At 64.5% G+C, this 25,906-nt stretch carries 23 protein-coding genes; 12 read left to right on the top strand and 11 right to left on the bottom strand.

Going from position 1 to position 25,906, the window contains the following annotated elements; translation table 11 throughout:
* Nucleotide 1: 1 nt before the first annotated feature.
* The 3 genes from lldD (at nt 2) to SriyCCGPB3_RS12990 (ending at nt 3,891) form a co-directional block, all read left to right on the top strand.
* Nucleotides 2–1,141 carry an FMN-dependent L-lactate dehydrogenase LldD gene (gene lldD / locus SriyCCGPB3_RS13000; protein WP_014037557.1) on the top strand — a complete coding sequence of 380 codons (1,140 nt, stop codon included), beginning with the start codon at nt 2–4 and terminating at the stop codon, nt 1,139–1,141.
* The gene (gene dld, locus SriyCCGPB3_RS12995) at nt 1,138–2,844 is read left to right on the top strand and encodes a D-lactate dehydrogenase (protein ID WP_350259383.1); all 1,707 of its coding nucleotides are present in this window, start codon (nt 1,138–1,140) and stop codon (nt 2,842–2,844) included. Before lldD ends, dld begins: the two co-directional genes overlap by 4 nt.
* Before the next feature lie 162 nt (nt 2,845–3,006).
* Nucleotides 3,007–3,891 carry a hypothetical protein gene (locus tag SriyCCGPB3_RS12990; RefSeq protein ID WP_350259382.1) on the top strand — a complete coding sequence of 295 codons (885 nt, stop codon included), beginning with the start codon at nt 3,007–3,009 and terminating at the stop codon, nt 3,889–3,891.
* A 97-nt stretch (nt 3,892–3,988) separates the two neighbouring features.
* On the opposite strand, the gene SriyCCGPB3_RS12985 is transcribed toward SriyCCGPB3_RS12990, so the two are convergent.
* From SriyCCGPB3_RS12985 to SriyCCGPB3_RS12965, 5 genes are all read right to left on the bottom strand, one after another.
* Entirely contained in the window at nt 3,989–4,294 is a 306-nt protein-coding gene (locus SriyCCGPB3_RS12985; RefSeq protein ID WP_180846287.1) for a hypothetical protein, read from the bottom strand.
* A gap of 82 nt (nt 4,295–4,376) precedes the next feature.
* Nucleotides 4,377–4,922 (bottom strand): hypothetical protein, encoded by a 546-nt coding sequence (locus tag SriyCCGPB3_RS12980; RefSeq protein ID WP_153856115.1) that lies wholly within the window; start codon nt 4,920–4,922, stop codon nt 4,377–4,379.
* On the bottom strand, nt 4,919–5,599 hold the full coding sequence (locus SriyCCGPB3_RS12975) for a M949_RS01915 family surface polysaccharide biosynthesis protein (protein ID WP_350259381.1): 681 nt from the start codon (nt 5,597–5,599) through the stop codon (nt 4,919–4,921). Before SriyCCGPB3_RS12975 ends, SriyCCGPB3_RS12980 begins: the two co-directional genes overlap by 4 nt.
* Nucleotides 5,586–6,332 (bottom strand): hypothetical protein, encoded by a 747-nt coding sequence (locus SriyCCGPB3_RS12970; protein ID WP_350259380.1) that lies wholly within the window; start codon nt 6,330–6,332, stop codon nt 5,586–5,588. The genes SriyCCGPB3_RS12975 and SriyCCGPB3_RS12970 overlap by 14 nt, the downstream gene beginning before the upstream one ends.
* Complete coding sequence (locus SriyCCGPB3_RS12965) at nt 6,329–6,955, bottom strand: hypothetical protein (RefSeq protein WP_153856118.1); 627 nt, start codon at nt 6,953–6,955, stop codon at nt 6,329–6,331. The genes SriyCCGPB3_RS12970 and SriyCCGPB3_RS12965 overlap by 4 nt, the downstream gene beginning before the upstream one ends.
* On the opposite strand from SriyCCGPB3_RS12965, the gene SriyCCGPB3_RS12960 reads away from it, so the two are divergent.
* Nucleotides 6,937–7,248 carry a hypothetical protein gene (locus SriyCCGPB3_RS12960; RefSeq protein ID WP_350259379.1) on the top strand — a complete coding sequence of 104 codons (312 nt, stop codon included), beginning with the start codon at nt 6,937–6,939 and terminating at the stop codon, nt 7,246–7,248. The genes SriyCCGPB3_RS12965 and SriyCCGPB3_RS12960 overlap by 19 nt on opposite strands.
* Here the strand turns inward: SriyCCGPB3_RS12960 and SriyCCGPB3_RS12955 are convergent.
* The 6 genes from SriyCCGPB3_RS12955 to tssJ form a co-directional block, all read right to left on the bottom strand.
* Nucleotides 7,217–7,870 carry a hypothetical protein gene (locus SriyCCGPB3_RS12955; RefSeq protein ID WP_153856120.1) on the bottom strand — a complete coding sequence of 218 codons (654 nt, stop codon included), beginning with the start codon at nt 7,868–7,870 and terminating at the stop codon, nt 7,217–7,219. The genes SriyCCGPB3_RS12960 and SriyCCGPB3_RS12955 overlap by 32 nt on opposite strands.
* The gene (locus SriyCCGPB3_RS12950) at nt 7,857–8,480 is read right to left on the bottom strand and encodes a hypothetical protein (protein WP_180867530.1); all 624 of its coding nucleotides are present in this window, start codon (nt 8,478–8,480) and stop codon (nt 7,857–7,859) included. Before SriyCCGPB3_RS12950 ends, SriyCCGPB3_RS12955 begins: the two co-directional genes overlap by 14 nt.
* Nucleotides 8,477–13,066 carry a type VI secretion system tip protein TssI/VgrG gene (tssI, locus tag SriyCCGPB3_RS12945; RefSeq protein ID WP_350259378.1) on the bottom strand — a complete coding sequence of 1,530 codons (4,590 nt, stop codon included), beginning with the start codon at nt 13,064–13,066 and terminating at the stop codon, nt 8,477–8,479. The genes SriyCCGPB3_RS12950 and tssI overlap by 4 nt, the downstream gene beginning before the upstream one ends.
* A gap of 10 nt (nt 13,067–13,076) precedes the next feature.
* Nucleotides 13,077–13,868 (bottom strand): type IVB secretion system protein IcmH/DotU, encoded by a 792-nt coding sequence (gene icmH, locus SriyCCGPB3_RS12940; protein WP_110714336.1) that lies wholly within the window; start codon nt 13,866–13,868, stop codon nt 13,077–13,079.
* The gene (gene tssK / locus SriyCCGPB3_RS12935) at nt 13,868–15,202 is read right to left on the bottom strand and encodes a type VI secretion system baseplate subunit TssK (RefSeq protein WP_110712670.1); all 1,335 of its coding nucleotides are present in this window, start codon (nt 15,200–15,202) and stop codon (nt 13,868–13,870) included. The genes icmH and tssK overlap by 1 nt, the downstream gene beginning before the upstream one ends.
* A 213-nt stretch (nt 15,203–15,415) precedes the next feature.
* Nucleotides 15,416–16,042, bottom strand: coding sequence for a type VI secretion system lipoprotein TssJ (gene tssJ, locus SriyCCGPB3_RS12930; RefSeq protein WP_110712669.1), 627 nt, complete (start codon nt 16,040–16,042; stop codon nt 15,416–15,418).
* Between the two features lie 239 nt (nt 16,043–16,281).
* On the opposite strand from tssJ, the gene SriyCCGPB3_RS12925 reads away from it, so the two are divergent.
* The 8 genes from SriyCCGPB3_RS12925 to tssH all read left to right on the top strand — a co-directional run bounded on the left by SriyCCGPB3_RS12925 (nt 16,282) and on the right by tssH (nt 25,899).
* Nucleotides 16,282–16,905, top strand: coding sequence for a tetratricopeptide repeat protein (locus tag SriyCCGPB3_RS12925; RefSeq protein WP_110712668.1), 624 nt, complete (start codon nt 16,282–16,284; stop codon nt 16,903–16,905).
* A gap of 30 nt (nt 16,906–16,935) precedes the next feature.
* Nucleotides 16,936–17,436, top strand: coding sequence for a type VI secretion system contractile sheath small subunit (gene tssB, locus SriyCCGPB3_RS12920; protein WP_110712667.1), 501 nt, complete (start codon nt 16,936–16,938; stop codon nt 17,434–17,436).
* A 3-nt stretch (nt 17,437–17,439) separates the two neighbouring features.
* Nucleotides 17,440–18,930, top strand: a complete 1,491-nt coding sequence (gene tssC, locus SriyCCGPB3_RS12915; protein WP_110712666.1) for a type VI secretion system contractile sheath large subunit — start codon at nt 17,440–17,442, stop codon at nt 18,928–18,930.
* Nucleotides 18,931–19,076: 146 nt separating this feature from the next.
* Entirely contained in the window at nt 19,077–19,574 is a 498-nt protein-coding gene (locus SriyCCGPB3_RS12910) for an Hcp family type VI secretion system effector (RefSeq protein WP_006465355.1), read from the top strand.
* Nucleotides 19,575–19,700: 126 nt separating this feature from the next.
* Nucleotides 19,701–20,189, top strand: a complete 489-nt coding sequence (gene tssE, locus SriyCCGPB3_RS12905; protein ID WP_057496761.1) for a type VI secretion system baseplate subunit TssE — start codon at nt 19,701–19,703, stop codon at nt 20,187–20,189.
* Nucleotides 20,189–22,024, top strand: a complete 1,836-nt coding sequence (gene tssF, locus SriyCCGPB3_RS12900; protein ID WP_153856123.1) for a type VI secretion system baseplate subunit TssF — start codon at nt 20,189–20,191, stop codon at nt 22,022–22,024. Before tssE ends, tssF begins: the two co-directional genes overlap by 1 nt.
* Nucleotides 21,988–23,079, top strand: a complete 1,092-nt coding sequence (gene tssG / locus SriyCCGPB3_RS12895; RefSeq protein ID WP_110712663.1) for a type VI secretion system baseplate subunit TssG — start codon at nt 21,988–21,990, stop codon at nt 23,077–23,079. The genes tssF and tssG overlap by 37 nt, the downstream gene beginning before the upstream one ends.
* Nucleotides 23,080–23,145: 66 nt before the next feature.
* Nucleotides 23,146–25,899 carry a type VI secretion system ATPase TssH gene (tssH, locus tag SriyCCGPB3_RS12890; protein WP_180854582.1) on the top strand — a complete coding sequence of 918 codons (2,754 nt, stop codon included), beginning with the start codon at nt 23,146–23,148 and terminating at the stop codon, nt 25,897–25,899.
* The last annotated feature ends 7 nt before the right edge of the window (nt 25,900–25,906 follow it).

Below are 25,906 nucleotides of genomic sequence, written 5' to 3'. Positions count from 1 at the left end.
CATGATCATCTCCGCCTCCACCGATTACCGTGCCGCAGCGCAACGCCGGCTGCCGCCGTTCCTGTTCCACTACATCGATGGCGGCGCGTATGCCGAGCACACGCTGAAGCGCAACGTTTCCGACCTGTCCGACATCGCGCTGCGCCAGCGCATCCTGCGCAACATGTCCGACCTGAGCCTGGAAACCGAACTGTTCGGCGAAACGCTGGCGATGCCGGTGGCACTGGCGCCGGTCGGCCTGACCGGCATGTATGCCCGACGTGGTGAGGTACAGGCGGCGCGCGCGGCCGACAGCCGCGGTATCCCGTTCACCCTGTCCACCGTATCGGTGTGCCCGATCGAGGAAGTGGCACCGGCCATCCAGCGGCCGATGTGGTTCCAGCTGTACGTGCTGCGCGACCGTGGCTTCATGCGCAACGCGCTGGAGCGGGCGCAGGCCGCGGGGGTGACCACGCTGGTGTTCACCGTGGACATGCCGGTGCCGGGTGCGCGCTACCGCGATGCCCACTCCGGCATGAGTGGACCGAATGCCTCGCTGCGCCGCATCGGCCAGGCCATCACCCATCCGCACTGGGCGTGGGACGTGGGCCTGTTCGGCCGCCCGCACGACCTTGGCAATATCTCCACCTATCGTGGCAATCCGACCGGGCTGGAGGATTACATCGGCTGGCTGGGCAGCAACTTCGATCCCTCCATTTCGTGGAAGGACCTGGAATGGATCCGCGAGTTCTGGAAGGGCCCGATGGTGATCAAGGGCATCCTCGACCCGGATGACGCACGTGATGCGGTCAAGTTCGGCGCCGATGGCATCGTGGTTTCCAACCACGGTGGCCGCCAGCTCGACGGCGTGCTGTCCACCGCGCGTGCATTGCCGGCGATTGCCGATGCGGTGCAGGGCGACCTGAAGATCCTCGCCGATTCCGGCATCCGCACTGGCCTGGACGTGGTGCGCATGCTGGCGCTGGGGGCCGATACCGTGCTGCTGGGCCGTGCCTTCGTCTATGCGCTGGCCGCGCAGGGTGAGGCCGGGGTGGCCAACCTGCTGGACCTGATCGCCAAGGAAATGCGCGTGGCGATGACACTGACCGGCGCGCGCCGCATTGCCGACATCGGCCGCGATTCGCTGGTCAGCCTGCCGTGAGTGGCCACGATGCCGTGCTGGCGCAGTTGCGCGATGCGGTCGGCAACCGCCATGTACTGACCGGCGACAAGGCGACGCGCCGCTTCCGCCGTGGCTATCGCTTCGGCGACGGCCCGGTGCTGGCGGTGGTGCGCCCGGGTACGCTGCTGGAGCTGTGGCGCGTGCTGCAGGCGGCGGTGCAGGGCGGGGCGGCGATCATCCTGCAGGCGGCCAACACCGGCCTGACCGGTGGCTCGACCCCGGATGGGAACGACTATGGGCGTCCGATCGTGCTGGTCAGCACGCTGCGCCTGACCGGCATCCAGCTGTTGAACGAAGGCCGGCAGGTGCTGTGCCTTCCCGGTGCAACGCTGGACCGCCTGGAGCAGACGCTGGCGCCACTGGGCCGCGAACCGCATTCGGTGATCGGCTCGTCCTGCATCGGCGCCTCGGTGCTGGGCGGCATCTGCAACAACTCCGGCGGCGCGCTGGTGCGTCGCGGCCCGGCCTACACCGAGCTGGCACTGTATGCACAGGTCGATGCGCAGGGCCAGCTGCAGCTGGTCAACCATCTGGGCATCGCGCTGGGCGATACGCCCGAGCAGATCCTGCAGCGCCTGCAGGCGGGTGACTACCGTGCTGCCGACGTTGGGGACGGCGATGGTCGCGCCGCCTCCGATCCACGCTACGCCGACGAGGTGCGCCGGGTCGATGCCGATACGCCGGCACGCTTCAATGCCGACCCCAGCCGTCACTTCGAGGCAGCGGGGTCTGCCGGCAAGCTGGCGGTGTTCGCGGTGCGCCTGGACACCTTCGAGAAGGAGGCGGCCGAAGTCTTCTACATCGGCAGCAACCGCACCGACAGCCTGACCGCGATCCGGCGCCAACTGCTGACCGGCTTCGAACGCCTGCCGATTGCCGGCGAGTACATCCACCGCGATGCCTATGACATCGGCGAACGCTACGGCAAGGACAGTTTCCTGTTGATCGACCGCCTCGGCACTTCACGTGTGCCGGCGGCGTTCGCATTGAAGAGCCGCGTCGATGGCTGGTTCGAACGGCTGGGCCTGCGCGGGGTGACCGACCGGGTGATGCAGGTGCTGACCGGTCTGCTGCCCTCGCACCTGCCCAAGCGTATGGGCGAGTTCCGCCAGCGCTACGAGCATCATCTGCTGCTGAAGGTCTCCGCGCAGGACGCAGCAGACACCGAGGCGTGGCTGCGCGGCTTCTTTGCCGAGCATGAGGGCGGCTACTTCCACTGCACGGCCGATGAGGGGCGCAAGGCCTTCCTGCATCGCTTCGCCGTGGCCGGTGCCGCGGTGCGCTACCGCGAAGTGCATCGCGACCAGGTGCAGGACATCGTGGCGCTGGATATTGCCCTGCGTCGCGATGACGCCGACTGGTTCGAGCAGTTGCCGGCCGATATCGATGGCCGCCTGCTGCACAAGCTGTATTACGGGCACTTCCTGTGCCACGTGTTCCACCAGGACTACATCGCGCGCAAGGGCGAAGACCCGATGGCGATCGAGCACGCGATGTGGGCACTGCTGGACCAGCGCGGCGCCGAGTATCCGGCCGAGCACAACGTCGGCCACCTGTACCCGGCCAAGCCGGCACTGGCCGGGTTCTACAAGCAGCTGGACCCGAGCAATACGTTCAATCCGGGCATCGGCCAGACGTCGAAGGCGAAAGGGTGGGGTGGCTGCGACTGCAATGGGCATTGACGGATACAACGTGTCCTTACTGTAGAGCCGAGCCTATGCTCGGCTGCTCTTCCCGACAGAAAGCAGTCGAGCATGGCTCGACTCTGCAAAGGCGAAGTCGGGCATGGCTCGACTCTGCCCGGGCAACGGTTACCATCGGAATCCCAACCGCAGGAGCCGCCCATGCCCCCCATCGTTGCCCGCACGACCGTGTGTGCTGCATTGCTGGCCACCCCGGCGCTGGTGTTGGCGCAGGGCTCGATCCTGCCGCAGCAGCGTGACGCTGCCGGCAATGTGATGGAGTCGCTGGGGCAGGTGCTGGTCGCCGATGAGACGGGACCAGCGGGGCTCTATGACTGCACCCTCGATCGTGCCTGGTGCGTGCGCGTGCAGCCGGTCACCGAAGATGGTGATCGGCCGACCGTGCTGGAAGTACTTGAGAAGGTGCCGGGCCAGCGCACGCCACACACCTATCACGTCAGCATCGACGTGCCGCAGGAAAGCGATCTGAAGCTGTGGCCGTGGATCGTGCGGCTGGCCCCAGGTGTTGGCAGCGACGAGCCTGTGACCGACCCGCAGCAGCGGGCCCGCCAGAATGTACTGGTGGGAGGCATCGTCTCGTTCAGCAGCATGTATTCCGGCGGCGGTGCCGATGCGTCCACGCTGCAGCTGGCACGCGTGCGCCACCTGCAGGACGACATCCAGGTGGACGACGACGTGCTGACCCTGCCGTGGCTGGGCAGTGCGATGATCCGCGCCTGCTTCAGCGAGCAGGACATCAAGCAGCGTGCCGGTGCCTGCCACGATGAGTATGGGTTCTCGGCAAGGCTGGGGCTGGAGACGGCGGCCGAGGGCATGCCGGTACTGCGCTACCAGACCGTGGCCACGCGGTTTCCGGCCGGTGTCTCGCGCTTCGAGGATTCGCTGGCCAAAGGGCCGCTGAAGAAGAAGGACCTGCGCACCGAGCAGGACCCAGCGTGCAGCTACACGCGGCTGTTCCGCTTTAGCGATGGGGTATTCCACCCCGACCAGGCGCTGCCGGATTGTGCGGGGTATACCGAACCCTGAGCCTTGTAGAGTCGAGCCATGCTCGACTGCTCTTCGGATGGGCCGCGCGAAAAGCCAGTCGAGCATGGCTCGACTCTACAAAAGCCCGCTGCCGCGCTTATTCGCAGCGGGTCGCGGTGATGATGTTGTCCTTGTCCACGTACACGCGCAGGCGGTCCTGGCGGATGTCCTTGGTGGTGATGGTGCTGGGGCCGATCGGGTTGACCAGGCCGGCACCGCTTTCGCTGGACAGTCGGCGGATGTTGGGTTCATTGGCTGGCTGGCCGATCGCCCAACCCAGCTGACTGGCATCGCAGCGGCCCGTGCCCTTCACTTCCGGGCCTGGCGTGCTGACACAGGCGGCCAGCAACAGGGGCGAGGCGAGGGCGGCCAGGGCAAGGCGGGTGGGACGGTAACGGTTCATGGGTGCAACTCCTGAGGGCATGATGGCGCCACCATAGCACCGCGCCCGTGGCGACGGCATGCGCTGGATCAAGCCGTGTCGTTCAGCGTGTGCAGGCATTGTCGGGATCGAAGTGTTCCGGACCGCGGTAGCGGGCGGCAGCCCGCTCGAAGTGCAGTGCAATCGTTTCCCGGCCGCCCGGACAGTCACGCGATGCCTCCAGCGCCGGCCACGCCGGATGCGGTGCCGGAGGTGCGGCCAGCGTGGTGAACCGTCCCTCCAGCAGGCGCGCATAGGTTCCGTCCGGGCACTGCGCCAGCACCAGTTTATGGGTGACGTCGATGTCACCGTAGCTGCTGCCGAAGTGGGTGAGGATCGCGTCGGCGCGACCATCGTTGTTGAGGTCGGGCGTAGCGTCGAGCGTGGTCTGCCCGCTGCCGTACGCGCAGCCGTCGCCGACGCCAGGTGCGCAGGCGCTTACATGCCTGCCGTCCGCGAACCGCAGCTCGATACGTTCCTCGATGTCGGCCGCGCAGGCACGTTGCAGTGGACTGGGCGGCGGCGTGCGCGCGATGACAGCGTTTGCGGCAGCCGAAAGCACCAGCAGGAGCACGGGCGGATGCAGGCGCTGGCACCATGGCGCGGTCATGGCGAACTCCCGCGCTTGATCGCTTCCCATACGCTGTCGATGTGCGCACGCAACGGCGCCGCAGCTGATGCCAGCGCAGGATCGTTCTGACGCTCGCCGCCGAAAGGTTCATCGCCTTCCACGTGTACCAGCGATTCGCCACGCACTTCGTAGTACTGCTCGCCCTGGCGAAGCCCGATGCGCAGCTGCTGCGGGTCAATGCCACCGCCACAGACGCTGTGGCTGGCCAGCGTCAACTCGGCTCGGCCGTCGTTGTCCAGGTCGGTGGCTGTCACCTGATCAAGGAAATAGCCTGCCTCCAGATCCAGGCCTTCGCATTGAACCGGATCTTCGACGCTCCAGCGCGAAACCCAAGGACTCGCCTCATCGGTGCGCCGGAACAGCTCTGCACGCAGCGTGATCTGATCCAGCGGTTCTGCGTCGCCCTGCGCCGGCAATGCCTGTGCGCTGCGCGAAAGCAGCAGCAGGCCCGGGCCGTCTACGTCCTTGAAAGCCAGTTGCTTCAGCAGTGTGCCAGGGTAGAGCTCTTTCAGTTCCGCTTCGGGCAGCGATGGCGTGGTCATGAATGCCGATGGCACGTGATGCGAACCACAGCCGGCCGCAGTCAGTATGAATACGAACAGCAGCGTGAAACGAGAGGAACCTGTCGGCGAAACCGCGGGTTCAACGCGCATCATCACGTCCCGGGCCAAACTCGATCTCATACGGGGTGCTGTCATAACGACGATCATCGACGCCGAAGTAGGTGCTGACATGGATGAATCGGGCATCCCTGCGGCTTGCGGTACAGAGATTGATACCACGGCTGCAGTCGATGCGCAGCCGATCATTGCTCAGCTGCGCGATGTCCCCGACACGTGTATTGCTGTCCACGTTCACGCCACTGACCGCGACAGTGCCCGTGTAGTCCTTACCCGGACGAACGCCTTCACCGGGCGCAATGTAGGCCAGCGCGTCCTCAGGCAGGCCCTTCAGGGTGACGGCGACGGTGCGGACCGTCAGATCCTTTGGGTAGTTCGTATAGACACGGATGCCCAGGTCGTCCCAGACAACGATGTCCGAGGCATCCGAAAGCGCGTTGCGGTGCGTGGGGCCAAGTACCTTTTCCCAGGCGGCAAGATCCTGCTTGAACGTCAGGCGATGTCCTTTGTACTCGACGTAGTCTTCGTTGAACGCCAGGTCCGCCGCAGCACTGGTTCCACCACGCGCAGGGTCTGCCGTCCGTGCATCGCTGCACGCGCCAAGAACGAGAACAAGGAGTGAGGCGAGCAGATGTCTTCTGATCATTTCTTTGGCTTCACCTGGTTCTTCTCCCCAAGCAGATCGCCGTAGCAGGTCCGCCTGTCGAAGGGATCCTCGTGCCACTGACGACTGCGCACGATGGTCTTGATCGTACTTGATGAATTTCAATGAGCCGGGTTGCTTCCAGGGCCGAATTCGATGACATAGGGGGTGCTGTCGTACCGTCGGTCATCCACTCCGAAATACATCTTCATCTGGATGAACTTTTCATCGTTCCTGCTTGCGCCACAGATGCTTATGCCGCGACTGCAGTCAATGCGTAGCTGTCCTCCGCTCAGGTGTGCGATGTCGCCTACGCGAGTGCCCTTGTTTACGCGGACACCGTTGACCAGAACGGAGTAGGCATAGTCCTGGCGAGGTCGAACGCCTTCGCCTGGTGGGATGTAGGACAGCGAATCCTCGGGTTCTCCGCGAAGGGTGACTGATGCTGTGACCACACGTTGATTCCTGGGATGGTTGGTGTAGACACGGATGCCCAGATCGTCCCAGACCACAATGCCAGGGTCATCGGGAAACGCGGTGCGATGGTTGGGGCCAAGCACGTTGATCCAGTCGGACAGGTCCTGAGTGAAATCCAGGCGCTGTCCGTTGTACTTGACGTAGTCATCCTGGAAAGCCAAAGGGGCTGCATTGCTTTCGCCTGAGCCCGGGGCATGCTTGGCATCGCAGGCAGCAAATGCAAGCACAGAAAACGAAATCAGGAGGATTCTCGATGGCACCGCAGCGTACATCAGTTGGTCTCGCGGCTGACTTCGAGGGTGTACGGGAGGTGATCGTATCGCCTTTCGTCAGCCCTGAAGTAGATGGAGCAGCCACGAGTAGTGCCATCAACCCGATTTCTGATGCATGTGCCGATGCCCTCGCTGCAGTGAATCTCAAACATCGTGCATCGGGCGGCCGGGATGTCGCAGATCTTCATGTCGCCGTTGAATTGCCCGCTGTCGATGATGAGGCCGAGTGGTCACTGCTTGTGAAGGTGGTTCCGTGCCTCCTCAATCTGGAGCGTCGTCTTTCTCGATGTTGAGTTTGTATATGTAGCTGCTGTAGCGCTTATCGTCCACGGAGAAATAGAAGGAGTAATCCAGCTTCGCCTGATCTGTCCTGTTCGCGCTACAGAGGGCAATTCCCTGGCTGCAGTGTACTTCCAGTAAACCTCCGCTCAGTCGGGGTATGTCATCAACCTGCGTCGTATTGTTCACAGGAGTGCCCGAGAACGATACCGCACCCGAAAAAGTCTTGCGTGGCTGAATTCCTTCTCCTGGAGGTTCATAGCCGCCAGATGACCTGGGAGGGACACGGAGGACGAATGAGACTGAGTTGACGCGATGTTCTTTCGTTGGGCCCGTGTAGGCAGCGATCCCCAGTTCATCCCAGATCATCATGATCGGTAACTCAGGATCGGCGAAGCGATAGTCGCTACCAAGGACGGCAATCCATGCCTTGACGGGGGCGCCAAGTTCAACGCGCTGTGAGCCGATGAGGATCGAGCCATTCTCGAAAATGGCCGCTGGCTTCTGCTTCGGCTGCTCATCCTGAGGTGCGGCGCTGCATGCGGCAAAGAGCGATGAAAGCGCTATCGCCAGAAAACGTCGTGAGTTGGTCGCGAAGAGAGCCGTCGCCGTACGCTTGGGCTCAGCGGGTGCCATCACGTCCTGGACCAAACTCGATCTCATAAGGGATGCTGTCATATCGACGATCGTCGACGCCGAAGTACGTGCTGACATCCTTGAACCGGTCATCCTTGCGGCTTGCCGTGCAGAGATCGATGCCGCGGCTGCAGTCGATGCGCAGCCGATCATTGCTCAGACGCGCGATGTCCCCGACCCGGGTATTCTTGTCCACTTTCACCGCACTGACCGAGACAGCTCCCTTGTAGTCGGCGCGGGGACGAACGCCTTCCCCCGGTGCGATGTAGGCCAGCGAGTCCTCCGGCAGGCCCTTCAGGGTGACGGCGACGGTGCGGACCGTCAGGTCCTTGGGGTAGTTCGTATAGACGCGGATGCCCAGATCGTCCCAGACAACGATGTCCGATGCCTCCGAAAGCGCGTTGCGGTGCGTGGGTCCAAGTACCTTTTCCCATGCGGCAAGGTCCTGTTTGAAGGTCAGGCGTTTCCCTTTGTACTCGACGTAGTCTTCGTTGAGCGCGAGATGCGGCGCTGCATTGGCCTCGCCACGCGCGGGAGCTGCCGTCTGGGCATCGCTGCACGCGCCGAAGCCAAGGACGAGAAGCGAGGCAAGAAAGAGATTCCTGATCATTTCTTTGGCTTCACCTGATTCTTTTCACCAAACAGATCTTCGTAGAACTTGGTGATGTAGTCCCAACTCTTGGATCCATAGCGACCCACCCGGCGAATTTCCTCCAGAGCGTGCTTGCCGTGTTCCTCATGCAAGTGCTCAAGCTCGGTCGCTGACGCAGCACGCCGGATGTCGGCAGGGTGCTTTTTCGCCCAGGCGCCCACCAGTCCATCCTGCCAGGAGGTGTCTTGCGGGTGCACCAGGTAGGACTTCGCGATCGTGGCCGGACTGGTCGTGGGCATTCCTCGCCAGTGCTTGTACATGGCAGCTCCCACTTGTTGCACCGCGCTGCTGGCCAGGGTGGCAGCGAGCGTATGCAAGGGGTGCACATCGTGATCCTTGGCGAGCTGGGAGTGGCTGGGGTCCGTAGATCCATTCTTGTTCGGATCAGAGTCGAACATGGTCTGGGCATCGTCAACGCTGTTGCCCACCAGCAACAGCAGTTGCTGGTACACGAAGTTGTATGAGTTCAGCACAAGGCGCATCGGGGCGCTGGCAATCCAGCCAGCACGTTCAAGATACTCATGGCCTGGAATGCTTGCGATGCGATCACGAAGTTTGAGGAACTTCTCGAAGGCTTCGTAGTATCTCTTGTCACTGTGTTCCGACAGCAGTATCAGCATGATCTTCTCGCCGTCCGAGCGATCACCGGGCTTGCTGGCTTTGAATTCCCAGCTTTCAATGCCAAAGACCTTGTGTGCGATGGGTTCGGCCAGGCTGGCGATCACATCGGTGGAGCCGAACATGCCGGTGACGACTGGGTACGAATGCTTGCAGGTTGCCGCTGCAGTCCAGGGCAGCACCTTGCCATGCCCGAGCTTTCGAAGGCTCAGTTCGCAGAAATTGGAATGGGCGAAGTAATCCTCAAGCACATGAAGTGCCGAACCGAAGTGACGCATGCCATCAGGTGTCATTCCTAATGACATGGCCTTGCGAAGCTCGGCCTCCATGAATTCGCTGGAACGGATGATGTAGCGCTTCATCGATCGGTCTGGGTCGATCTTGAGCAGATCGCTGCCAGGCGTAACCCATGGCTCGAAGTCCGGATCGATGGTTCTGGGGTCCGGAGGCGACGGCTTGATGTTCTTGGGATTGTCGATGTGTTCGCTGGGACGATACACGCCCAATCGTTCAGTGGTTACGCCGTAGTTACGATAGTTTCCTCGACGCAGTTCGTAGAACTCGCTGCCAGCCAGGACGTCGACAACCTTTGTCAATGCAGATCGGGAGATGTGCTTTCCAAGATCCTTTGGGAGATTCGGTGGACGCACGATCTTCGGATCCAGCAGCTGCGAGTAGTCGCGCAGCCAGTTGCCGAAATAGATCGCGTTCATTTCAGCGCGGCTGAAGCCGACCTTGCCCAGCACCGCCTCAATCGATCGATGTCCAAACGACTCGTTGGGTCGCTTGTCATGGTTCTGGCCATCACCCGCACTGAACCCCTCGTAGCGCCCATCCTCGCTCTTGTTGGTTTCCTGGGCCACGGGCCCCTGTTGCTTCAGTGCAGCCTGTACTTCCGCATAGTTCACCTTCAACGCACCGTTGAACTCGGGCGAGGTGTACTGCGCATACTCGGTTTCGTGCGTGCCTTCCAGGTCGAAGAACGCCAGGCGATAGGCGAGTGCAGTACCTTCTTCCTTGCCGCTGTCCGCAGCGAGGGTCGGCTTGCCGTTCGCATCCTTCTCCGCCAGATCATTACGCAGCACGTTGTCGACGTGGTGCCCGAACTCATGCAGCAGCACCGCCAGCAGTTCGCGTGACGCCTCGATGGTCGTCGCCGCGCGGTCTGCCGCCATGCTGTTCACGCGGATGATGCGCTTGCTGTTGTCGTAGTCGGCCGGGTAGGGCGCGCCGGCCATCACCTTGTGTTCGGGTGCCTGCAGGCTGCCATTCTTCAGCGCGTCCTGCAGCTTCATGTAGGTCCGCGCCGGAACATCGAAGCCGAAGGTCGGCGCCATCATCATGACGAACTCGACCGGTGTGGACTGCTCGGCGATGCTGCGCAGCTGGTCGTAGGCGAACGTGCTTTCGAAGGTACGGCCCGGATCAGGCTTGATCGTGAAAGCGGGCAGCGGCGGCAGGCTGGCCGGGGTGCTGCCTCCCCCCATGAACGGATGCTCACCCGCCTTGACCTTGAACTCGCCGGGGCAGCTGAAGGTGATGTTCCCGCCGTCCAGCGTGATCGCACTGCTGCCGGCCTGCAGCACCACCTTGGTCTGCGCCAGCACGTCGATGCGGTCGTCGGTGGCGGTGATGGTCAACGCCTGATCGCTCAGCAGTTCCAGCTCGCCGTCGTGGGCCTGCAGGCTGACCGGGCCCTGCGCGGCGATCACCCGCAGCGGACCGCTCTGCGCGAACAGCGAGACGTGCTCGCCGGACACCGTGGCGATGGTCTCGCCGGCGCTGACGTGCAGGTCCTGCTGGACGGTCATCTGCAGGTTCTGCCCGGCATAGGCCACGGCGCTGGCCGGGGTGGTCCAGGCCACATGGTGCGGGGCTTCGGCCAGCAGCAGCGGTTTGCCCAGCCGTTCCACCGGCTGCTCGCCGGGGCTGCGGCCATCGCTGCCGGGCTTCATCGCATTCTGCCCGTTCACGTCGCCGGTATAGCGGCCCTGCGCCTTCGGGTCGATCTGCTCGCGCAGCTGCTTGGTGCGCTCGAACTCCGCCAACCCCGGCACCTGCTGCTGCGCCAGGGTCTGCTGCATCTGTTCCAGGCTGCGCTCGGCGCCCTTCAGCTGGGCCACCACGCTGGCGTTGTCCATCACCGTGGATGCCGCGCGCTCCTGCAGGCTGGCCGACAGCAGCAGGCCTTCGCCGGCATGCACGTTGCCCCAGCCCTGGGTGGCCAGTTCAAAGCCCTCGCCACGCAGCGCGCCACGGGCGGTGTCCTGGTGCGCGATCAGGTAGCCCAGCTCCAGCCGGCTGTCGGCCAGCGAGCTGTGCAGGCGCGTGCGCAGCTGCCCGGGCGTGTCGTCGATCACCCATTGCTGGGTACCGCTACCGTCATGGGCCTGGGTGTGCAGGCCGCTGAGTACGCCGGGGTGGCGTGCGTTCTCGTCGATGCCGCCGCCGAAGGGCGGAGCGACTTCGCCGTTGTAGAGCTGGCCGGTGATGCGCGGCTGGTCGATGTCGCCGTGCAGGAATTCCACCAGTACTTCGCTGCCCACGCGGGGCAGGAAGGCCGTGCCCCAGTTGGGGCCGGCCACCCACTCGGCGACCGGCACCCAGCTGCCACTGGTGTGGTCGCCGGGAGCGTGTCCGGGCTGGGCGCTGCCGGTGTCGGTCAGGCCGCCGGGATTGGGCCTGCTGCCGCGCTGCCAGCCGAACTGGATGCGTACCTGGTGCTCGCGGTTGGGAGTCACGGCGGTGTTGGCAATGCCCACCACGCGTGCAGTCTGCGGGCCATGCAGGGTCGGCCGGTCCTGCGGCAGGGCGCGCAACGGCACGCCGCTGCCGGTGGCCAGGAAACTGTTGCGGTAGGCGCCACGCTCCAGCGCGGTGCTGCCCAGCAGCTCGGCGATGCCCTGGTCCAGGTTGTTCAGGGCCACATGCTGCACGGCCAGCAACTGGAAGGCCTGGCCTTCGTGCTGCGGGTGCTGGGCCAAGGTGAAGGTGCTGCCGGCGCTGAGCTGGCGCTCGCTGCCGCTGCCGCTGTAGAGCACCTGGCCGACGCGCAGCGCGTCCAGCCGTGCCTGTGCTTCGGCGTCGGCCCAGCCGGCCTGGGCGAATCGACCGGCGCGCGGCTGCACGTAGACTTCCAAGGCGGGCAGGGTGCCGGCATCGGCGCTGGAGTGCGCGGCCACGGCAGCAACCTGCTCGCTGTGCCAGCTGGCCACGGTGCTGGCGTTGGGCACCAGCTGCTGGCGCTCGGCGAAGGCGGTGATGCCGTCGCTGGCCTCGGCCATGTCGGCGCGATGGAAGCGCACGCGGCCTGCGTCGGGCAGCTCGGCGCCCGGCTCGAACACCACCAGGGTGTGTGCGGCATCGTCGTCCTGCGCCTGCTCGATGCGCCAGGCCAGGCCGGCTTCGGCCAGCAGCCGGGTGACGAAGGCCCAGTCGGTCTCGCGGTACTGGGTGGTGATCTCGCGTGCCGGCAGCTCGGCCTGCACGTCGAAGCGGAACAGGGCCTGCGGGTAGTCGGCGAAGATCTGTTCGCAGATGGCGCGGGTATCCAGATCCTGGAAGATCACCGCATTGCGGCGCAGGCGCAGCAGCGCGGTCCACGGTTCGAGGATCAGGCGATAGCGGGCCAGGCCACCATCGCTGCCCAGCTGCGCAGCCTCGGTACACAGCCCGTGCCACTGGCGCAGCGAACCGTCGGCCTGGCGTAGCTGCAGGGTCAGCGGCTGTTCCAGCCACGGCTCCAGGTCCAGGAACGCGTCGGTGGACAGGCAGTCGATCTGCAGGCGGTTGTCGCCGCACACCGATTCGATGCCTTCGAAGCGTTCGACGACCAGGCCTTCCTCAGGCCCCTTCAGCTGGATCAGGCGTTCGCGGTGGGACAGCGAAGCGAGGGATGCGAGCAGTGAGGAGCTTGGGATGTCCATATCATCAGGCTCATGGCAGGGTGATCGTGATGTGGGCGGTGCGCTCGGGCATCTGCACCACGTCGTTGTAGGCGGCCAGCTGCTGGCCGGTTTCGTGGCCGAGGTAGGTGCGCATGCCGAAGAAGGCGACGATGCCGAAGCAGCCCACCACCACGGCCGGCAGCCACAACGGCACCACGCGGCGCAGACTGTGGCGGACGTTGTCCGGTGGCAGTGCGTGCGGTGCGAAACCGTGGCGCTTGCCCTTCAGGTAGACGATCTCATCGCCCAGGCGCGCGGTCAGGTAGCCCAGCTTCTCGGTGCCTTCCAGGCGGTACTTGCCTTCGAAGCCCATCAACAGGCAATAGTGGTAGACCTCCAGCGAAGGCAGGCGCGCGGCGCCCTGGCGCCGGAGTTCTTCCAGGCGATCGAAGAAGTGTTCGCCAGCCAGATGCTCGCCGAACAGGCGCAGCTGCAGCGGGTTGCGTTCCCAGGTTTCGTGCAGCGGCGACGGCTGGGACAGGATCGCCTCGTCCACCGCCGCGCAGAACGCGTACTTGGCAGCGTAGACATCTTCCGAGGCCACGCCCATGCGCATGGCATTGCGTTCCACGCCATCGAGGAACTTCTGCACCGTCTGCACGAAGCTCTCGGCATCGTGTGGCAGCTGGCCGCGCTTGAGCAGCAGCAGAAGGTAGAAGCCGTCGGCCATCAGGTCCTGCAGGCTCTGCGGATTGGCCGCCTGCGGCGTCGGGTTGACCATCGCGCCATTGGCGGTCAGCGAGGGCATCGGGCCCGGCGTCGGGGGCAGGGGGGAGTTCATCATGAGGTCACCGCCACGAGTTCCATCTTCAGTTCGGCAATACCGGCCGGCACGTAGATCATCAACGACTGCGCCTTGAGCATGCGCTCATACAGCGCGCCGCGTGCGTCGAGTTCGAAGTAATGGCTGCCCGGGCGCACCGGGATCGCCGCAGGCACCTGCGCCGCGTGGGTCAGCTTCACGCCCGGAAGCGCGGACAGCACGCACTTCTCGACATCGTCCGGCGCACCGACCTTGAAACGTACCGGCACGCTCTGGATCAGCTCCTGCGCCGGCAGCGATGCGGAGACGGACAGGTAGAACGAGGCATTGCCGTCGATGCGCTGCGAATCGAGCCGGCCGAGATGGTAGGACGGCTTCACCTCGTTCAGCGCGATCTTGAAATAGCGGGTGGAGATCACGGTATCCAGCAGGGTCCGCACGATCTCCAGCAGCTTGCGGAAGGAGGCTTCCGGCTGGTCGTGGCGATATACCGGCAGATCGCCCAGCTGGTACGCATTGGAGAAGGTCAGCAGTGCGCCGGCCATGCGCAGCAGCTCCTGGTGCAGGCGCTCGGGGTGCAGCTGCGGATGGTGCAGCAGATGCGCCAGCGCGCTGAACGAGCTGTTGATGGTGTGCAGCAGCCAGAACGAGGCGATGTCGCCGGAGCGGAATTCGATGATGTTCTGCGAGGTCTGCCGGTGCAGGCCATACAGTGCATCGACCTTCGCCTGCAGCGCATCGAGCACCGCCCGCAGTTCGCGATGCAGGAACGGTGACGCCTGCAACTGGGCGCACGGCGGAATGAACTCATCGTCCAGTTCGAAGCCGCCGCTGGAGGTGCGCCGCACGCGCGCGATCGGCACCGTGGCGTAGGCGTCGCGCGGCTGATCGTCGGTGAGCAGCTTCACTGCCTTGCTGAGGAAGGCGAGTTCGGCTTCGACCGCATCGGTGAACAGGTCCTGCGTATCACGGTTGGCCTGGCGGTAACGGGCCAGAACCGTGCCTTCGGCATCGGCACAGTTCGCGCCATCATCGCGCAGCAGCGGCAGTGCCAGATAGACGACGGTGGACTGTACGCCTGGCGGCAGCTCCTGCAGCGATACCGCATCGGGCAGGCCGTCGTGCGCGGGCGCATCGTAGGTCTCGCCGTCGGGGAACACCGCCGACAGATCGAGTGGGCGCAGCGTGCCACCGGAAAGTGCATGTGGATCGAAACGCACCCGGCGTGCACCCCATGCATAGGGGTGCAGGGTCTGCGAGAGATCCTGCAGCCGTGCTTCGTGGTAGGCGTCCTGGCGCTGGAAGTGCTGGGGGCGCAGGAACAGGCCTTCACCCCAGAGAACCTTCGACATCCTGCTTACATAAGCCACGTTCAATCCTTGGAAATAGCTTGAAAAAGTCGCCAGTGCGGGTCGGTTCCGACGTTCTCGCGCCCCGCAGCGGCGCATGCCCTTTCAGTAATGTGAAAATGTGAATCCCATCGCACATTCAAACGAGCAGGGCAATCGTTGCGCTGAGGATACTATCGCATCGATGAATTCGAGTGCCAGAATTCCGGCGCGATGCTATTTCTTCGCGCCTGCACAACGGATGGATGCAAGACTGCCTGGATCACCGGAGATACGTGTCAACAGCGCCTTGCTGTCGCTGGTCAGGGCACAGGCATGGACGCCGATGGTGACGCCATCCTGCGGAAGCGTCTTGCCCTTGGTGTCGAATGCGAGCCGCCAGCGATTCTCGGCCGGAGCGCGGAACAGGGCGACAACGCCGAGCACTGCACTTCCTTCACTCAGCTGCTCGGACAATTCCTGCCGGGCACCCGGGGTCAGTACGACCTCGTTGACCGAAAGCAGGTCCGCGCCGAGTGCAGCCTGCTCGCCGGCCTGGTCGAGGAAAGCGTTGAAGGGAGCCTGTTCGAAGCGTTGCAGACTGCGCAGATGGTAGATCTTGACCACCGCGGCCGTCGCCCGCTTGTCGTTGCCGGCGTTGAGGTTGCTGCCGGCGTACAGGCGCAGCGGAATGGTGGGGGGCGCCTCGGGCTTGCCCTCGCGGATGCCCACGGCCTGGAGGGTCTTGTCCATTGCCTTGCCCAACTTGCTGTCACTGGCACAACCGGTCAGGGACGTGGACATGACCAGGGACAAAATCGTGACGGATATCACGCGATGGAATGAGAAAAGTTGCGCATTCATGTGCGGTCGGTCGGCTCGGGGTGCGGGGCGAAAATTGAGCGTATAAGTACTTTCTGCTCGCGGATATCACATCGGGATGTGAAGGTTGTGTCTATCAAATTCGCCATATTCTTGACGAAATTCACTATACCGACGCGTATTCGCGAATGTACACTGCCGCCGACAGGGGCAGGAATCCCGTGCGTTGTATCGGCGGAGATTCGGCTTCCTTGAGGAACTAATTTCGACGAGGGATCACTATGGAAGTGAAGGCAATGGGGAAGGCTGTGTACCGGCCGATGTTCGCGCTGATGTTGCTGTCGGGCCTGGCGGCCTGCTCATCGGCGCCGAAGAAGGCCGAGGTCGTGCCGTTCGAAACGACGCTGAGCAACGCCGAAGCACAGGTCACCACTGGCGGCGCCGATGCCGCGATCAGTGCGTTCGAACTGGCGGCCAAGGCCGACCCGACGCGCAAGGAGCCGTGGGTACGCATCGCACAGCTGCAGTTCGACCAGGGCCAGTACGCCCGCGCGATCGTCGCAGCCGAGGAAGTACTCCAGCGCGATCCCAATGATCTGGTGGCCGATGGTGTGATCACCGTCGCCGGCTTCCGTGTCGCCAACCAGTCGCTGACCCGCCTGCAGGGCCGTGGCGCACTGGCGTCGGACACCGCACGCAAGGAAGCGCAGACCCTGGCCACCACCCTGCGCAACACCATGGGTGACGCCATTCTCGACCCGACGCCCAAGCCCAAGCCGCGCAGCCGCGCCCGTGCAGGCCGTGCCGCGGCTCCCGCCGCTGCTGCCCAGCCCGCCGCGACGCAGCCGGCCAAGCCCGCTGCCCGCTCGAACACCTCCGATCCGTTCCAGAACATCGGCAACTGATCCGGAACCGGCCCCAGTCAGGAGACACTCATGGCCAAGAAGGAAAGCATCCAGAAGCGGCTGCAGAAGATCCGCCCGCCGCGCGTCCAGCTCACCTACGATGTGGAGAAGGGTGACGCGATCGAGCAGAAGGAACTGCCGTTCGTGGTCGGCGTGATGGGCGATTTCAGTGGCAATCCGGAACAGCCGCTGCCGAAGGTCAAGGATCGCAAGTTCGTCAACGTCGATCTGGACAACTTCGATGAAGTGATGGAAGGCGTCGCACCCCGCGCGGTCTATCGCGTGCCGAACAAGATCAGCGACGACGGTGGCGAGTTCGGCGTCGAGCTGAAGTTCAATTCCATCGACGACTTCCGTCCCGAGGCGGTGGTCCAGCAGATCGAACCGTTGCGGCGCCTGCTCGAGTCGCGCACCAAGCTGGCCGATCTCCGCAACAAGCTGGCGGGCAACGAGAAGCTGGAAGACCTGTTGACCGATGTGCTCAACAACACCGAGCAGCTGAAGAAGCTCGGCGTGACCAAGGAGGACTGATCGATGTCAGCCGAAGCCAGCCAACTGGCCACCCAGGCCGCCGTGGCCGAAGAGGTGGGCCTGCTCGACCAGATCGTCGAGAAGAGCAAGGTCGCCAAGTCGCAGACCGAACATGATCGTGCCAAGGACATCATCGCCGCGCTGGCGAAGGAAGTCCTGGACGGTACCGTGGTGGTCTCCGACAACCTCAACCTCACCCTTGATGCACGCATCGCCGAGATCGACCGGATCATTTCCGAGCAGCTCAGCGCGGTCATGCATGCGGAAGCCTTCCAGAAGCTGGAAGGCAGCTGGCGGGGCCTGCACTACCTGTGCCAGCAGACCTCCACCGGCCCGAACATGAAGATCAAGGTCTTCAATTCGCCGCAGAAGGATCTGGTCAAGGACTTCAAGTCGGCCATCGATTTCGACCAGAGCGCGCTGTTCAAGAAGGTCTATGAAGAGGAGTTCGGCACCTTCGGTGGTGCGCCGTTCGGCGCCCTGATCGGTGACTATTTCCTTGGCCGCCAGCCGGAGGACATGTACTTCATCGAGCAGATGTCGCACGTCGCCGCTGCCGCGCACGCGCCGTTCATCTCCGCCGCCAGCGAAGGCATGTTCGGCCTGGAGACGTTCACCGACCTGGGCAAGCCGCGCGACCTGGCCAAGGTGTTCGACACGGTCGAGTACGCCAAGTGGAAGTCGTTCCGCGAGAGCGAGGACAGCCGCTACGTCGGCCTGACCATGCCGCGCTTCCTGGGGCGCCTGCCGTACAACCCGAAGGACGGCACCACTGTCGAGGGTTTCAACTTCGTCGAAGAGATCGAAGCGGCCGACCACAGCAAGTTCCTGTGGTGCAACACCGCCTACGCGATGGGCGCCCGGCTGACCCAGGCGTTCGAGAGCTTTGGCTGGTGCGCAGCGATCCGCGGCGTGGAAGGTGGCGGCCTGGTCGAGGATCTGCCGACCCATACCTTCCGTACCGACGACGGCGAAGTGGCGCTGAAGTGCCCGACCGAGGTGGCCATCACCGACCGTCGTGAGAAGGAACTCAGTGACCTCGGCTTCATGCCGCTGGTGCACTGCAAGAACACCGACTACGCCGCGTTCTTCGGCGCACAGTCGGCACAGAAGCCGAAGAAGTACAACACCGATTCGGCCAATGCCAACGCGATCCTGTCTGCCCAGCTGCAGTACATCTTCGCGGTCTCGCGTATCGCCCATTACCTCAAGGCGATGATGCGCGAGAAGATCGGCAGCTTCGCTTCGGCGGGCAACGTCGAGGAATTCCTGAACCGTTGGATCGCCCAGTACGTGTTGCTGGACGACAACGCTTCGCAGGAAGCCAAGGCGCAGTTCCCGCTGCGTGAAGCCTCTGTGCAGGTTTCGGAGGTGCCGGGCAAGCCTGGTGTCTACCGCGCGGTGGCCTTCATCAGGCCGCATTTCCAGCTCGATGAGCTGTCTGTTTCGTTGCGTCTGGTCGCCGAACTGCCGGCGTCCGCGAAAAAGTCGTAACGATTTGCTGTAACTGAAGCGTCCAGGGGAGTCCGCTCCCCGGATTGCAGTGACGCTTATTTCAAGAGGGCGTAGCCCCCCTTAACCGCCAGGCCCGCGCCTGGCACATCAAATCTCACGGAAGAACGGAATTTAGGAGACCAGATATGCAGCACGCTTTCCTCTCGATTGACACCATCAAGGGCGAGTCGCACGACGACAAGCACAAGGACTGGATCGAAATCCAGTCGTTCTCGCAGGATCTGTTGCAGCCGCGTTCGGCCACCGCGTCGACCTCCGGCGGCACCACCGCAGCCCGCGTGAACCTGTCCCCGATCGAAATCACCAAGTCGATCGACCTCGCCTCCACGGCCCTCAACCAGGCCGCCTCCAACGGCACCACCTTCCCGAAGGCGCAGATCCAGTTCATGCGCGCCGACAAGGACGGCAACGCGATCAATTACTACACGGTCGAGCTGCTGAACGTGCTGGTCCACCGCGTCACCACGACCGTGGACAAGGAAGGCATGCCGCAGGAAGTTGTTCAGTTGAGCTTCGGCGCCATCAAGTGGACTTACCAGCAGCAGAAGCCGGAAGGCGGAGTTGGTGGCAAGACCGTGGCGCAGTGGAGCGCAACCAAGAACATCCCGAACTACACCGTGTGATGTTGTGTCGCTGCGATGGCGCCTCGTGCGCCATCGCAGTCTGATCGCCGGGCAGGGCCAGGAACGGCCTTGCCTTTGCTGCACCGCTGCCGCCCGCACGGATGCCGAACCTGAGTGGATCGACCAATGAAGGGACTCGAACCCAGCCTGCTGGAAAAACTGTTCGACGACGCCCCCAAGCAACCGGGCGCCGGGCCGGTATTCAAGTCCGTCTCGCTGGAGCAGTACAAGGAATCCATCGCCCGCGACCTGGAGGGGCTGTTGAACTCGCGCGCCGCGTTCCAGGAAGGCGACATGAAGGAATTCCCCAATTGCCGGCAATCGCTGCTGACCTACGGGTTGGCGGACTTCTCCGCGATGAGCCTGGCCAACGCCTACGATCGTGCCGCCATCTGCCGCTCGCTGGAGCAGGCCGTGGCGCGCCATGAGCGCCGCCTGCGCAACGTCAACGTCCATCTGGACGCGGGCAACCAGTTCGCCGGTGGGCTGCATTTCACCATCCATGCGCTGCTCGACCTGGAGCCTGCACGCGAGCCGGTCAGCTTCGACGCGATGCTGCAACCCTCGACCCTGCAGTACCAGGTCACCCGCGCACGCCGCACGCAGGCCGCCTGATGCAGGACCTGCTGCCTTACTACGAACGCGAGCTCGGCTACCTTCGCCGTTACGGGCGCGAGTTCGCCGAGCGCTACCCGAAGATCGCCGGTCGCCTGCAGCTCTCCGCCGAGGGCAGCCAGGACCCGCATGTCGAGCGCCTGATCGAGGCCTTCGCGCTGCTCAGTGCGCGCGTGTCCAAGCGCATCGAAGATGACTATCCCGAATTCACCGACGCGCTGCTGGACGTGCTTTATCCGCACTACCTGCGGCCGTTCCCGTCCTGTTCGATTGCCCATTTCGACCTGGAAGGGGTGGCATCCAAGCTGAGTGCGCCGGTGCGCGTGCCACGCGGCACCGCCCTGCAGAGCCGGCCGGTGCGTGGCGTACCGTGCGAGTTCCGCACTGCCTACGACGTCGTGCTCGCGCCGATCGGCGTGCAGCAGGTGGTCTACCGCAGTGTGGCCGATGCACCGATGGCCACGACGCTGCCGGCCGGAACCGGTGGCCAGATCTCCATGGGGTTCCAGCTGCTGTCCGATCAGCTGGGTTTCCACCAGTTGGGAACCGATCACCTGCGCCTGTTCCTCGATGGCGAGCCCTCGGTGCGCGCGGCCCTGCGTGATGCGCTGATGCTGGGGGTGAAGGCGGCATACGTCGAGTCCGACGGAGATGGCCGCTGGCGCCGCCTCGACAAGGTGCCGTTGAGCGCGGTCGGGTTTGCCGATGACGAGGCGCTGATCGATTTCCCGGCGCGTTCGCATCCTGCCTATCGCCTGCTGACAGAGCTGTTCGCCTATCCGGAAAAGTTCGGCTTCGTCGACCTGCACCTGCCCTCGGTGACGGCAGGTGCCAGCCGCCGTTTCACCCTGCATCTGGTGCTGCAGGCGCACGGCCAGGACCGTGGCAACACGATGGTGCTGGACGAGCTGGGTGTGCACAACGTGCGGTTGGGGTGCACGCCCATCGTCAATCTGTTCCGCACCAGTGGCGAGCCGATCCGTGTCACCCATCGTACGGTGAACTACCCGGTGCTGGCCGATGCCCGCCGCGCGTTCGCCTATGAAGTGCACTCAATCGATTCGGTGCATCGCATCCGGCAGACCCCGCAGGGTGAGCTGATCCAGGCCTTCCGCCCGTTCTATTCGCTGCATCACGGGGAAGACCCCGAGCGCACCGGTCAGTACTGGGTGGCGCGCCGTGACGAGGACGTGGCGCGGCAGAGCCCGGGCTTCGAGACCGAGATCAGCTTCGTCGACCTGTCATTCAACCCGGTGCTGCCGCAGACCGATACGGTCAGCCTGGAACTGACCTGCAACAACCGGGACCTGCCCAACCAGCTGGCCTTCGGTGTGGCGGGCGGTGACCTGAGCATCGAAGGTGGCAGCCCGGCCAAGGCGATCAGCCTGCTGCGCAAGCCGACCAAGCCGCTGCGTTTCCGTCACGGCCGCAACGCCCAGTGGCGCCTGATCTCGCACCTGTCGTTGAACCAGTTGTCGCTGACCGCCAGCGGCCTGCCTGCGCTGAAGGAGATGCTGCGCCTGTACGACCTGTCCGGCAGCAACGTCTCGGCGCGGCAGATCGACGGCATCCTCGAGCTGCAGCAGACGCCGGTGACCACCTGGATGCACGGCCGCCAGTTCGCCTCGGTGGTGCGCGGCCTGGAGATCCGCCTGACGATCAATGAAGCCCATTTCGTGGGCACCGGTGTGGCCGCCTTCGCCCAGGTGATGGACCACTTCTTCGCACTCTACGTGCATGCCAACAGCTTTACCCGACTGGTGCTGGTTTCCGGCGACAGCGGGGAGGAGATCGTCCGATGCCCAGCGCGCAGCGGCGAATCGATCCTGGCGTAGCCCAGCAGCTGCTCACCGAACCGCACCGCTTCCAGTTCTTCCAGGCGGTGCGGTTGCTTGAGCAGGTGTTCCAGCGGCAGGGCGTCAAGCCCGGCCAGGCCGTGCCGATGCGCGTGCGGTTCCGCAACTCGCTGTCGCTCGGATTCCCGGCCACCGAATTGTCGGCCGAGGGCGAAGTGTATTCGCTCAAGGGCGAGCGGCTGCAGGATCGCGAGGCCATCGAACAGGCCCTGCATGGCGAGGAGCTGGCCGAAGTCCACCTGACCCCGCAGTTCATGGGCCTGCTCGGTACCGCCGGCGCCTTGCCGCTGCACTACACCGAAACCCTGCAGCTTCGGGAGTTGTACCAGCGCGACCGGACCGCGCGTGCGTTCCTGGACATCTTCTCCACCCGTGCGGTATCGCTGCACTACGCCGCCTGGAAGAAGCATCGCCTGGCCTTGCAGTACGAGCTGGATCGCCGCGAGCGCTTCCTGCCGCTGGTGCTGTCGCTGCTCGGCATGGGCATGAGCGAGCTGCGCGACCGCCTGCACGAAGGCGAGGGCGAGATCTTCGACCAGGCCGTGGCCTATTACGCGGGCGCAGTGCGCCAGCGACCGGTGTCGGCGGCGCTGATGCAGCGCGTGCTGTCGGACTACTTCCAAGTGCCGCTGCACCTGGAGCAGTTCGTGGGCGCGTGGTACCGGGTCCCGACCGGGCAGGCCACGCGGCTGGGCCAGGCCAATGCCGTGCTGGGCGCCAGCGCGTTGGCCGGCGATCGCGTCTGGCAGCGCGACCTGCGCCTGCGACTGCGCATCGGCCCGCTGCGCCGCGACCAGTTCGACGCCTTCCTGCCGGGCGGCAGTGCGGCCGAAGCGCTGTCCAAGTGGTTGTCGCTGCTGACCGGCGGCATCCTCGAATACGAAGTGCGCCTGGTCCTGCGCGCGGAAGATGTGGAGGGCAGTTCACTCGGCATGGGCGGCGGTGTGCGCCTGGGCTGGGACAGCTACCTGTGCACCGCGCCACAGGCGACCCCGCGTGAGGACACCACGTATGGCATCCACACGCTGCAATGACATCGTGCCGGTGGTGTTGGTGCCGCCGGCCCCCGAACGGTTCCAGCAAGGAGTGCGCGTTTCCGCATGAGCATCAACCTCAAAACCCTGATCAGCAAGCTGGACGACACCTGCCGCCAGGCGGCCGAGCGCGCTGCGAACCTGTGCATGGCGCGCGGCAACTACGAGGTCGACCTGGAGCACCTGTTCCTGGCGCTGCTCGAGCAGCCGCAGAGCGATTTCGTGTTGATCGCACGGCGCAGCGGCATCCTGCCCGAGTCGCTGGAGCGCGATCTCAATGATGAGATCAGCCAGTTCAAGACCGGCAACAGCCGCACGCCGGTGTTCTCCCAGCACATTCCGAAGCTGTTCGAGCACGCCTGGCTGATCGCCTCGCTGGACTCGGAAACCACCCGCATCCGCAGTGGCCACCTGCTGCTGGCGCTGCTGACCGAGCCCGATCTGGCCCAGCTGGCCTATCGTGGCTCGAAGCTGTTCGTGCGCTTCAAGCGCGATGAGCTCAAGCACGACTTCGCCAAGCTCACCGAGGGCTCGCAGGAAGCGGTCCAGACCGTGCGTTTCGCCGATGCTTCGGCCGGCGGTGAAGCCGGTGAGGGCGACGACGCGGCGCCGGCTGAGGCCAAGGGCGGCCTGTCGAAGACGCCGGCGCTGGATCAGTTCACCACCAACCTGACCCAGCGTGCGCGCGAGGGCAAGATCGATCCGGTGATCGGCCGCGATGGCGAGATCCGCCAGGTGATCGACATCCTGATGCGACGCCGCCAGAACAATCCGATCCTCACCGGCGAAGCCGGCGTCGGCAAGACCGCGGTGGTCGAGGGCCTGGCCCGTCGCATCGCCGACAAGGATGTGCCGGACGTGCTGCAGGGCGTGGAGCTGCACACCCTGGACATGGGCCTGCTGCAGGCCGGTGCCAGCGTCAAGGGCGAGTTCGAGAACCGCCTGAAGAACGTGATCGACGAGGTCAAGAAGAGCCCTCACCCGATCATCCTGTTCATCGATGAAGCCCACACCATGATCGGTGCCGGTGGTACTGCCGGCCAGAACGATGCAGCCAACCTGCTGAAGCCCGCGCTGGCGCGTGGTGAACTGCGTACCATCGCTGCCACCACCTGGAGCGAGTACAAGAAGTACTTCGAGAAGGACGCCGCACTGGCCCGTCGCTTCCAGGTGGTGAAGGTCGAGGAACCGAGCGAGGCACTGGCCGCGGCGATGCTGCGCGGCATGGTCGGGCTGATGGAATCGCACTTCAACATCCGCGTGCTGGATGAGGCGGTGACCGAGGCGGTGCGCCTGTCGCACCGCTACATCAGCGGTCGCCAGCTGCCGGACAAGGCGGTGAGCGTGCTCGATACCGCGTGCGCCAAGGTGGCATTGGGGCAGAGCGCCACGCCGGCCATCATCGAAGACACCCGCAAGCACCTGGACCGCCTGCAGGCGGAGATCGGTGCACTGCAGCGCGAGACCGCTGGCGGCAGTGACCAGCATGGGGAACGCCTGGCCGAACTGCATGCGCAGCAGGCCGAAGCGCAGGCCGTGCTGGCCAGCAACGAAGAGCGCCTGGGCCGCGAACGTGACCTGGCCGGCCGCATCGCCGCACTGCGCCAGCAGATGGAGCAGGGCGAAGCCGCGTCGGGCGAGGCCGAGCCGGCCAGCGACGAGGGCGACGGTGATGTCGCCGTGGCCAAGCCGGCCGCCAAGCGTGGCAAGGCCAAGCCGGAGCTCTCGCCGCAGCACGCCGAACTGGCGCGGTTGCAAGCCGAGCTGCGCGAGCTGCAGGGCGAGACGCCGATGGTCCCGCTGCAGGTGGATGGCACCGTGGTGGCCGAGATCGTCTCGGCGTGGACCGGCGTGCCGCTGGGCCGCATGGTCAAGGACGAGATCCGTACCGTGCGCACGCTGGGCAACCTGCTGGTCGAGCGCGTGATCGGCCAGGATCATGCGCTGGATGCGATCGCACAGCGCGTGCGTACCGCCACCGCCAAGCTGGAAGATCCGAACAAGCCGCGCGGCGTGTTCATGTTCGTCGGCCCGTCCGGTGTCGGCAAGACCGAGACCGCACTGGCGCTGGCCGACATCCTGTACGGCGGCGAGCGCAAGCTGGTCACCATCAACATGAGCGAGTACCAGGAAGCGCACAGCGTGTCCGGCCTGAAGGGCTCGCCGCCTGGCTACGTCGGCTACGGCGAAGGTGGCGTGCTGACCGAGGCCGTGCGCCGCAATCCCTACAGCGTGGTGCTGCTGGACGAAGTCGAGAAGGCCCATCCGGACGTGCTGGAGATGTTCTTCCAGGTGTTCGACAAGGGCATGATGGATGATGCCGAAGGTCGTGAGATCGACTTCCGCAACACCCTCATCATCCTCACCTCCAACATCGGCTCGTCGCAGATCATGCAGGCCTGCCTGAACAAGCCGGCCGAAGAGATCCCGGGTGCCGAAGCGCTGTCCGATGCGTTGCGCCCGGTGCTGATGCGCACCTTCAAGCCCGCCTTCCTGGGCCGCCTGAAGGTGGTGCCGTACTACCCCATCAACGATGACGTGCTGGCGCAGATCATCACGCTCAAGCTCGGCCGCATCCGCGACCGCGTCATCGCCAACCACAAGGCCACCTTCAGCTGGGACGACAGCCTGGTGGAGGCCGTGCTTGCGCGTTGCACCGAAGTGGACTCGGGTGCGCGCAACGTTGACCACATCCTCAACGGAACCCTGCTGCCGGAAATCGCCGAGAGCGTGCTGGCGGCAATGGCCGAGGGGAACCGGATCAACGCCATCAAGGTCACCGCCGGCAAGAAGGGTGACTTCAAATACAAAGTGTCCTGACACTGAG

The organism is Stenotrophomonas riyadhensis (genome assembly GCF_040256885.1).
Taxonomy (GTDB): Bacteria; Pseudomonadota; Gammaproteobacteria; order Xanthomonadales; family Xanthomonadaceae; genus Stenotrophomonas; species Stenotrophomonas riyadhensis.
The sequence above is the reverse complement of the archived record's forward strand: the minus strand, read 5'-3'. Positions and strand labels throughout refer to the sequence as shown.

Excerpts from the sequence above, each read along its gene's own strand:
- lldD (WP_014037557.1), top strand. The coding sequence starts at position 2 with ATGATCATCTCCGCCTCCACCGATTACCGTGCCGCAGCGCAACGCCGG.
- SriyCCGPB3_RS12990 (WP_350259382.1), top strand. The coding sequence starts at position 3,007 with ATGCCCCCCATCGTTGCCCGCACGACCGTGTGTGCTGCATTGCTGGCC.
- SriyCCGPB3_RS12985 (WP_180846287.1), bottom strand. The coding sequence starts at position 4,294 with ATGAACCGTTACCGTCCCACCCGCCTTGCCCTGGCCGCCCTCGCCTCG.
- SriyCCGPB3_RS12980 (WP_153856115.1), bottom strand. The coding sequence starts at position 4,922 with ATGACCGCGCCATGGTGCCAGCGCCTGCATCCGCCCGTGCTCCTGCTG.
- SriyCCGPB3_RS12975 (WP_350259381.1), bottom strand. The coding sequence starts at position 5,599 with ATGATGCGCGTTGAACCCGCGGTTTCGCCGACAGGTTCCTCTCGTTTC.
- SriyCCGPB3_RS12960 (WP_350259379.1), top strand. The coding sequence starts at position 6,937 with ATGGCACCGCAGCGTACATCAGTTGGTCTCGCGGCTGACTTCGAGGGT.
- SriyCCGPB3_RS12965 (WP_153856118.1), bottom strand. The coding sequence starts at position 6,955 with ATGTACGCTGCGGTGCCATCGAGAATCCTCCTGATTTCGTTTTCTGTG.
- SriyCCGPB3_RS12955 (WP_153856120.1), bottom strand. The coding sequence starts at position 7,870 with ATGGCACCCGCTGAGCCCAAGCGTACGGCGACGGCTCTCTTCGCGACC.
- SriyCCGPB3_RS12950 (WP_180867530.1), bottom strand. The coding sequence starts at position 8,480 with ATGATCAGGAATCTCTTTCTTGCCTCGCTTCTCGTCCTTGGCTTCGGC.
- tssI (WP_350259378.1), bottom strand. The coding sequence starts at position 13,066 with ATGGACATCCCAAGCTCCTCACTGCTCGCATCCCTCGCTTCGCTGTCC.
- icmH (WP_110714336.1), bottom strand. The coding sequence starts at position 13,868 with ATGAACTCCCCCCTGCCCCCGACGCCGGGCCCGATGCCCTCGCTGACC.
- tssK (WP_110712670.1), bottom strand. The coding sequence starts at position 15,202 with ATGTCGAAGGTTCTCTGGGGTGAAGGCCTGTTCCTGCGCCCCCAGCAC.
- tssJ (WP_110712669.1), bottom strand. The coding sequence starts at position 16,042 with ATGAATGCGCAACTTTTCTCATTCCATCGCGTGATATCCGTCACGATT.
- SriyCCGPB3_RS12925 (WP_110712668.1), top strand. The coding sequence starts at position 16,282 with ATGGAAGTGAAGGCAATGGGGAAGGCTGTGTACCGGCCGATGTTCGCG.
- tssB (WP_110712667.1), top strand. The coding sequence starts at position 16,936 with ATGGCCAAGAAGGAAAGCATCCAGAAGCGGCTGCAGAAGATCCGCCCG.
- tssC (WP_110712666.1), top strand. The coding sequence starts at position 17,440 with ATGTCAGCCGAAGCCAGCCAACTGGCCACCCAGGCCGCCGTGGCCGAA.
- SriyCCGPB3_RS12910 (WP_006465355.1), top strand. The coding sequence starts at position 19,077 with ATGCAGCACGCTTTCCTCTCGATTGACACCATCAAGGGCGAGTCGCAC.
- tssE (WP_057496761.1), top strand. The coding sequence starts at position 19,701 with ATGAAGGGACTCGAACCCAGCCTGCTGGAAAAACTGTTCGACGACGCC.
- tssF (WP_153856123.1), top strand. The coding sequence starts at position 20,189 with ATGCAGGACCTGCTGCCTTACTACGAACGCGAGCTCGGCTACCTTCGC.
- tssG (WP_110712663.1), top strand. The coding sequence starts at position 21,988 with ATGCCCAGCGCGCAGCGGCGAATCGATCCTGGCGTAGCCCAGCAGCTG.
- tssH (WP_180854582.1), top strand. The coding sequence starts at position 23,146 with ATGAGCATCAACCTCAAAACCCTGATCAGCAAGCTGGACGACACCTGC.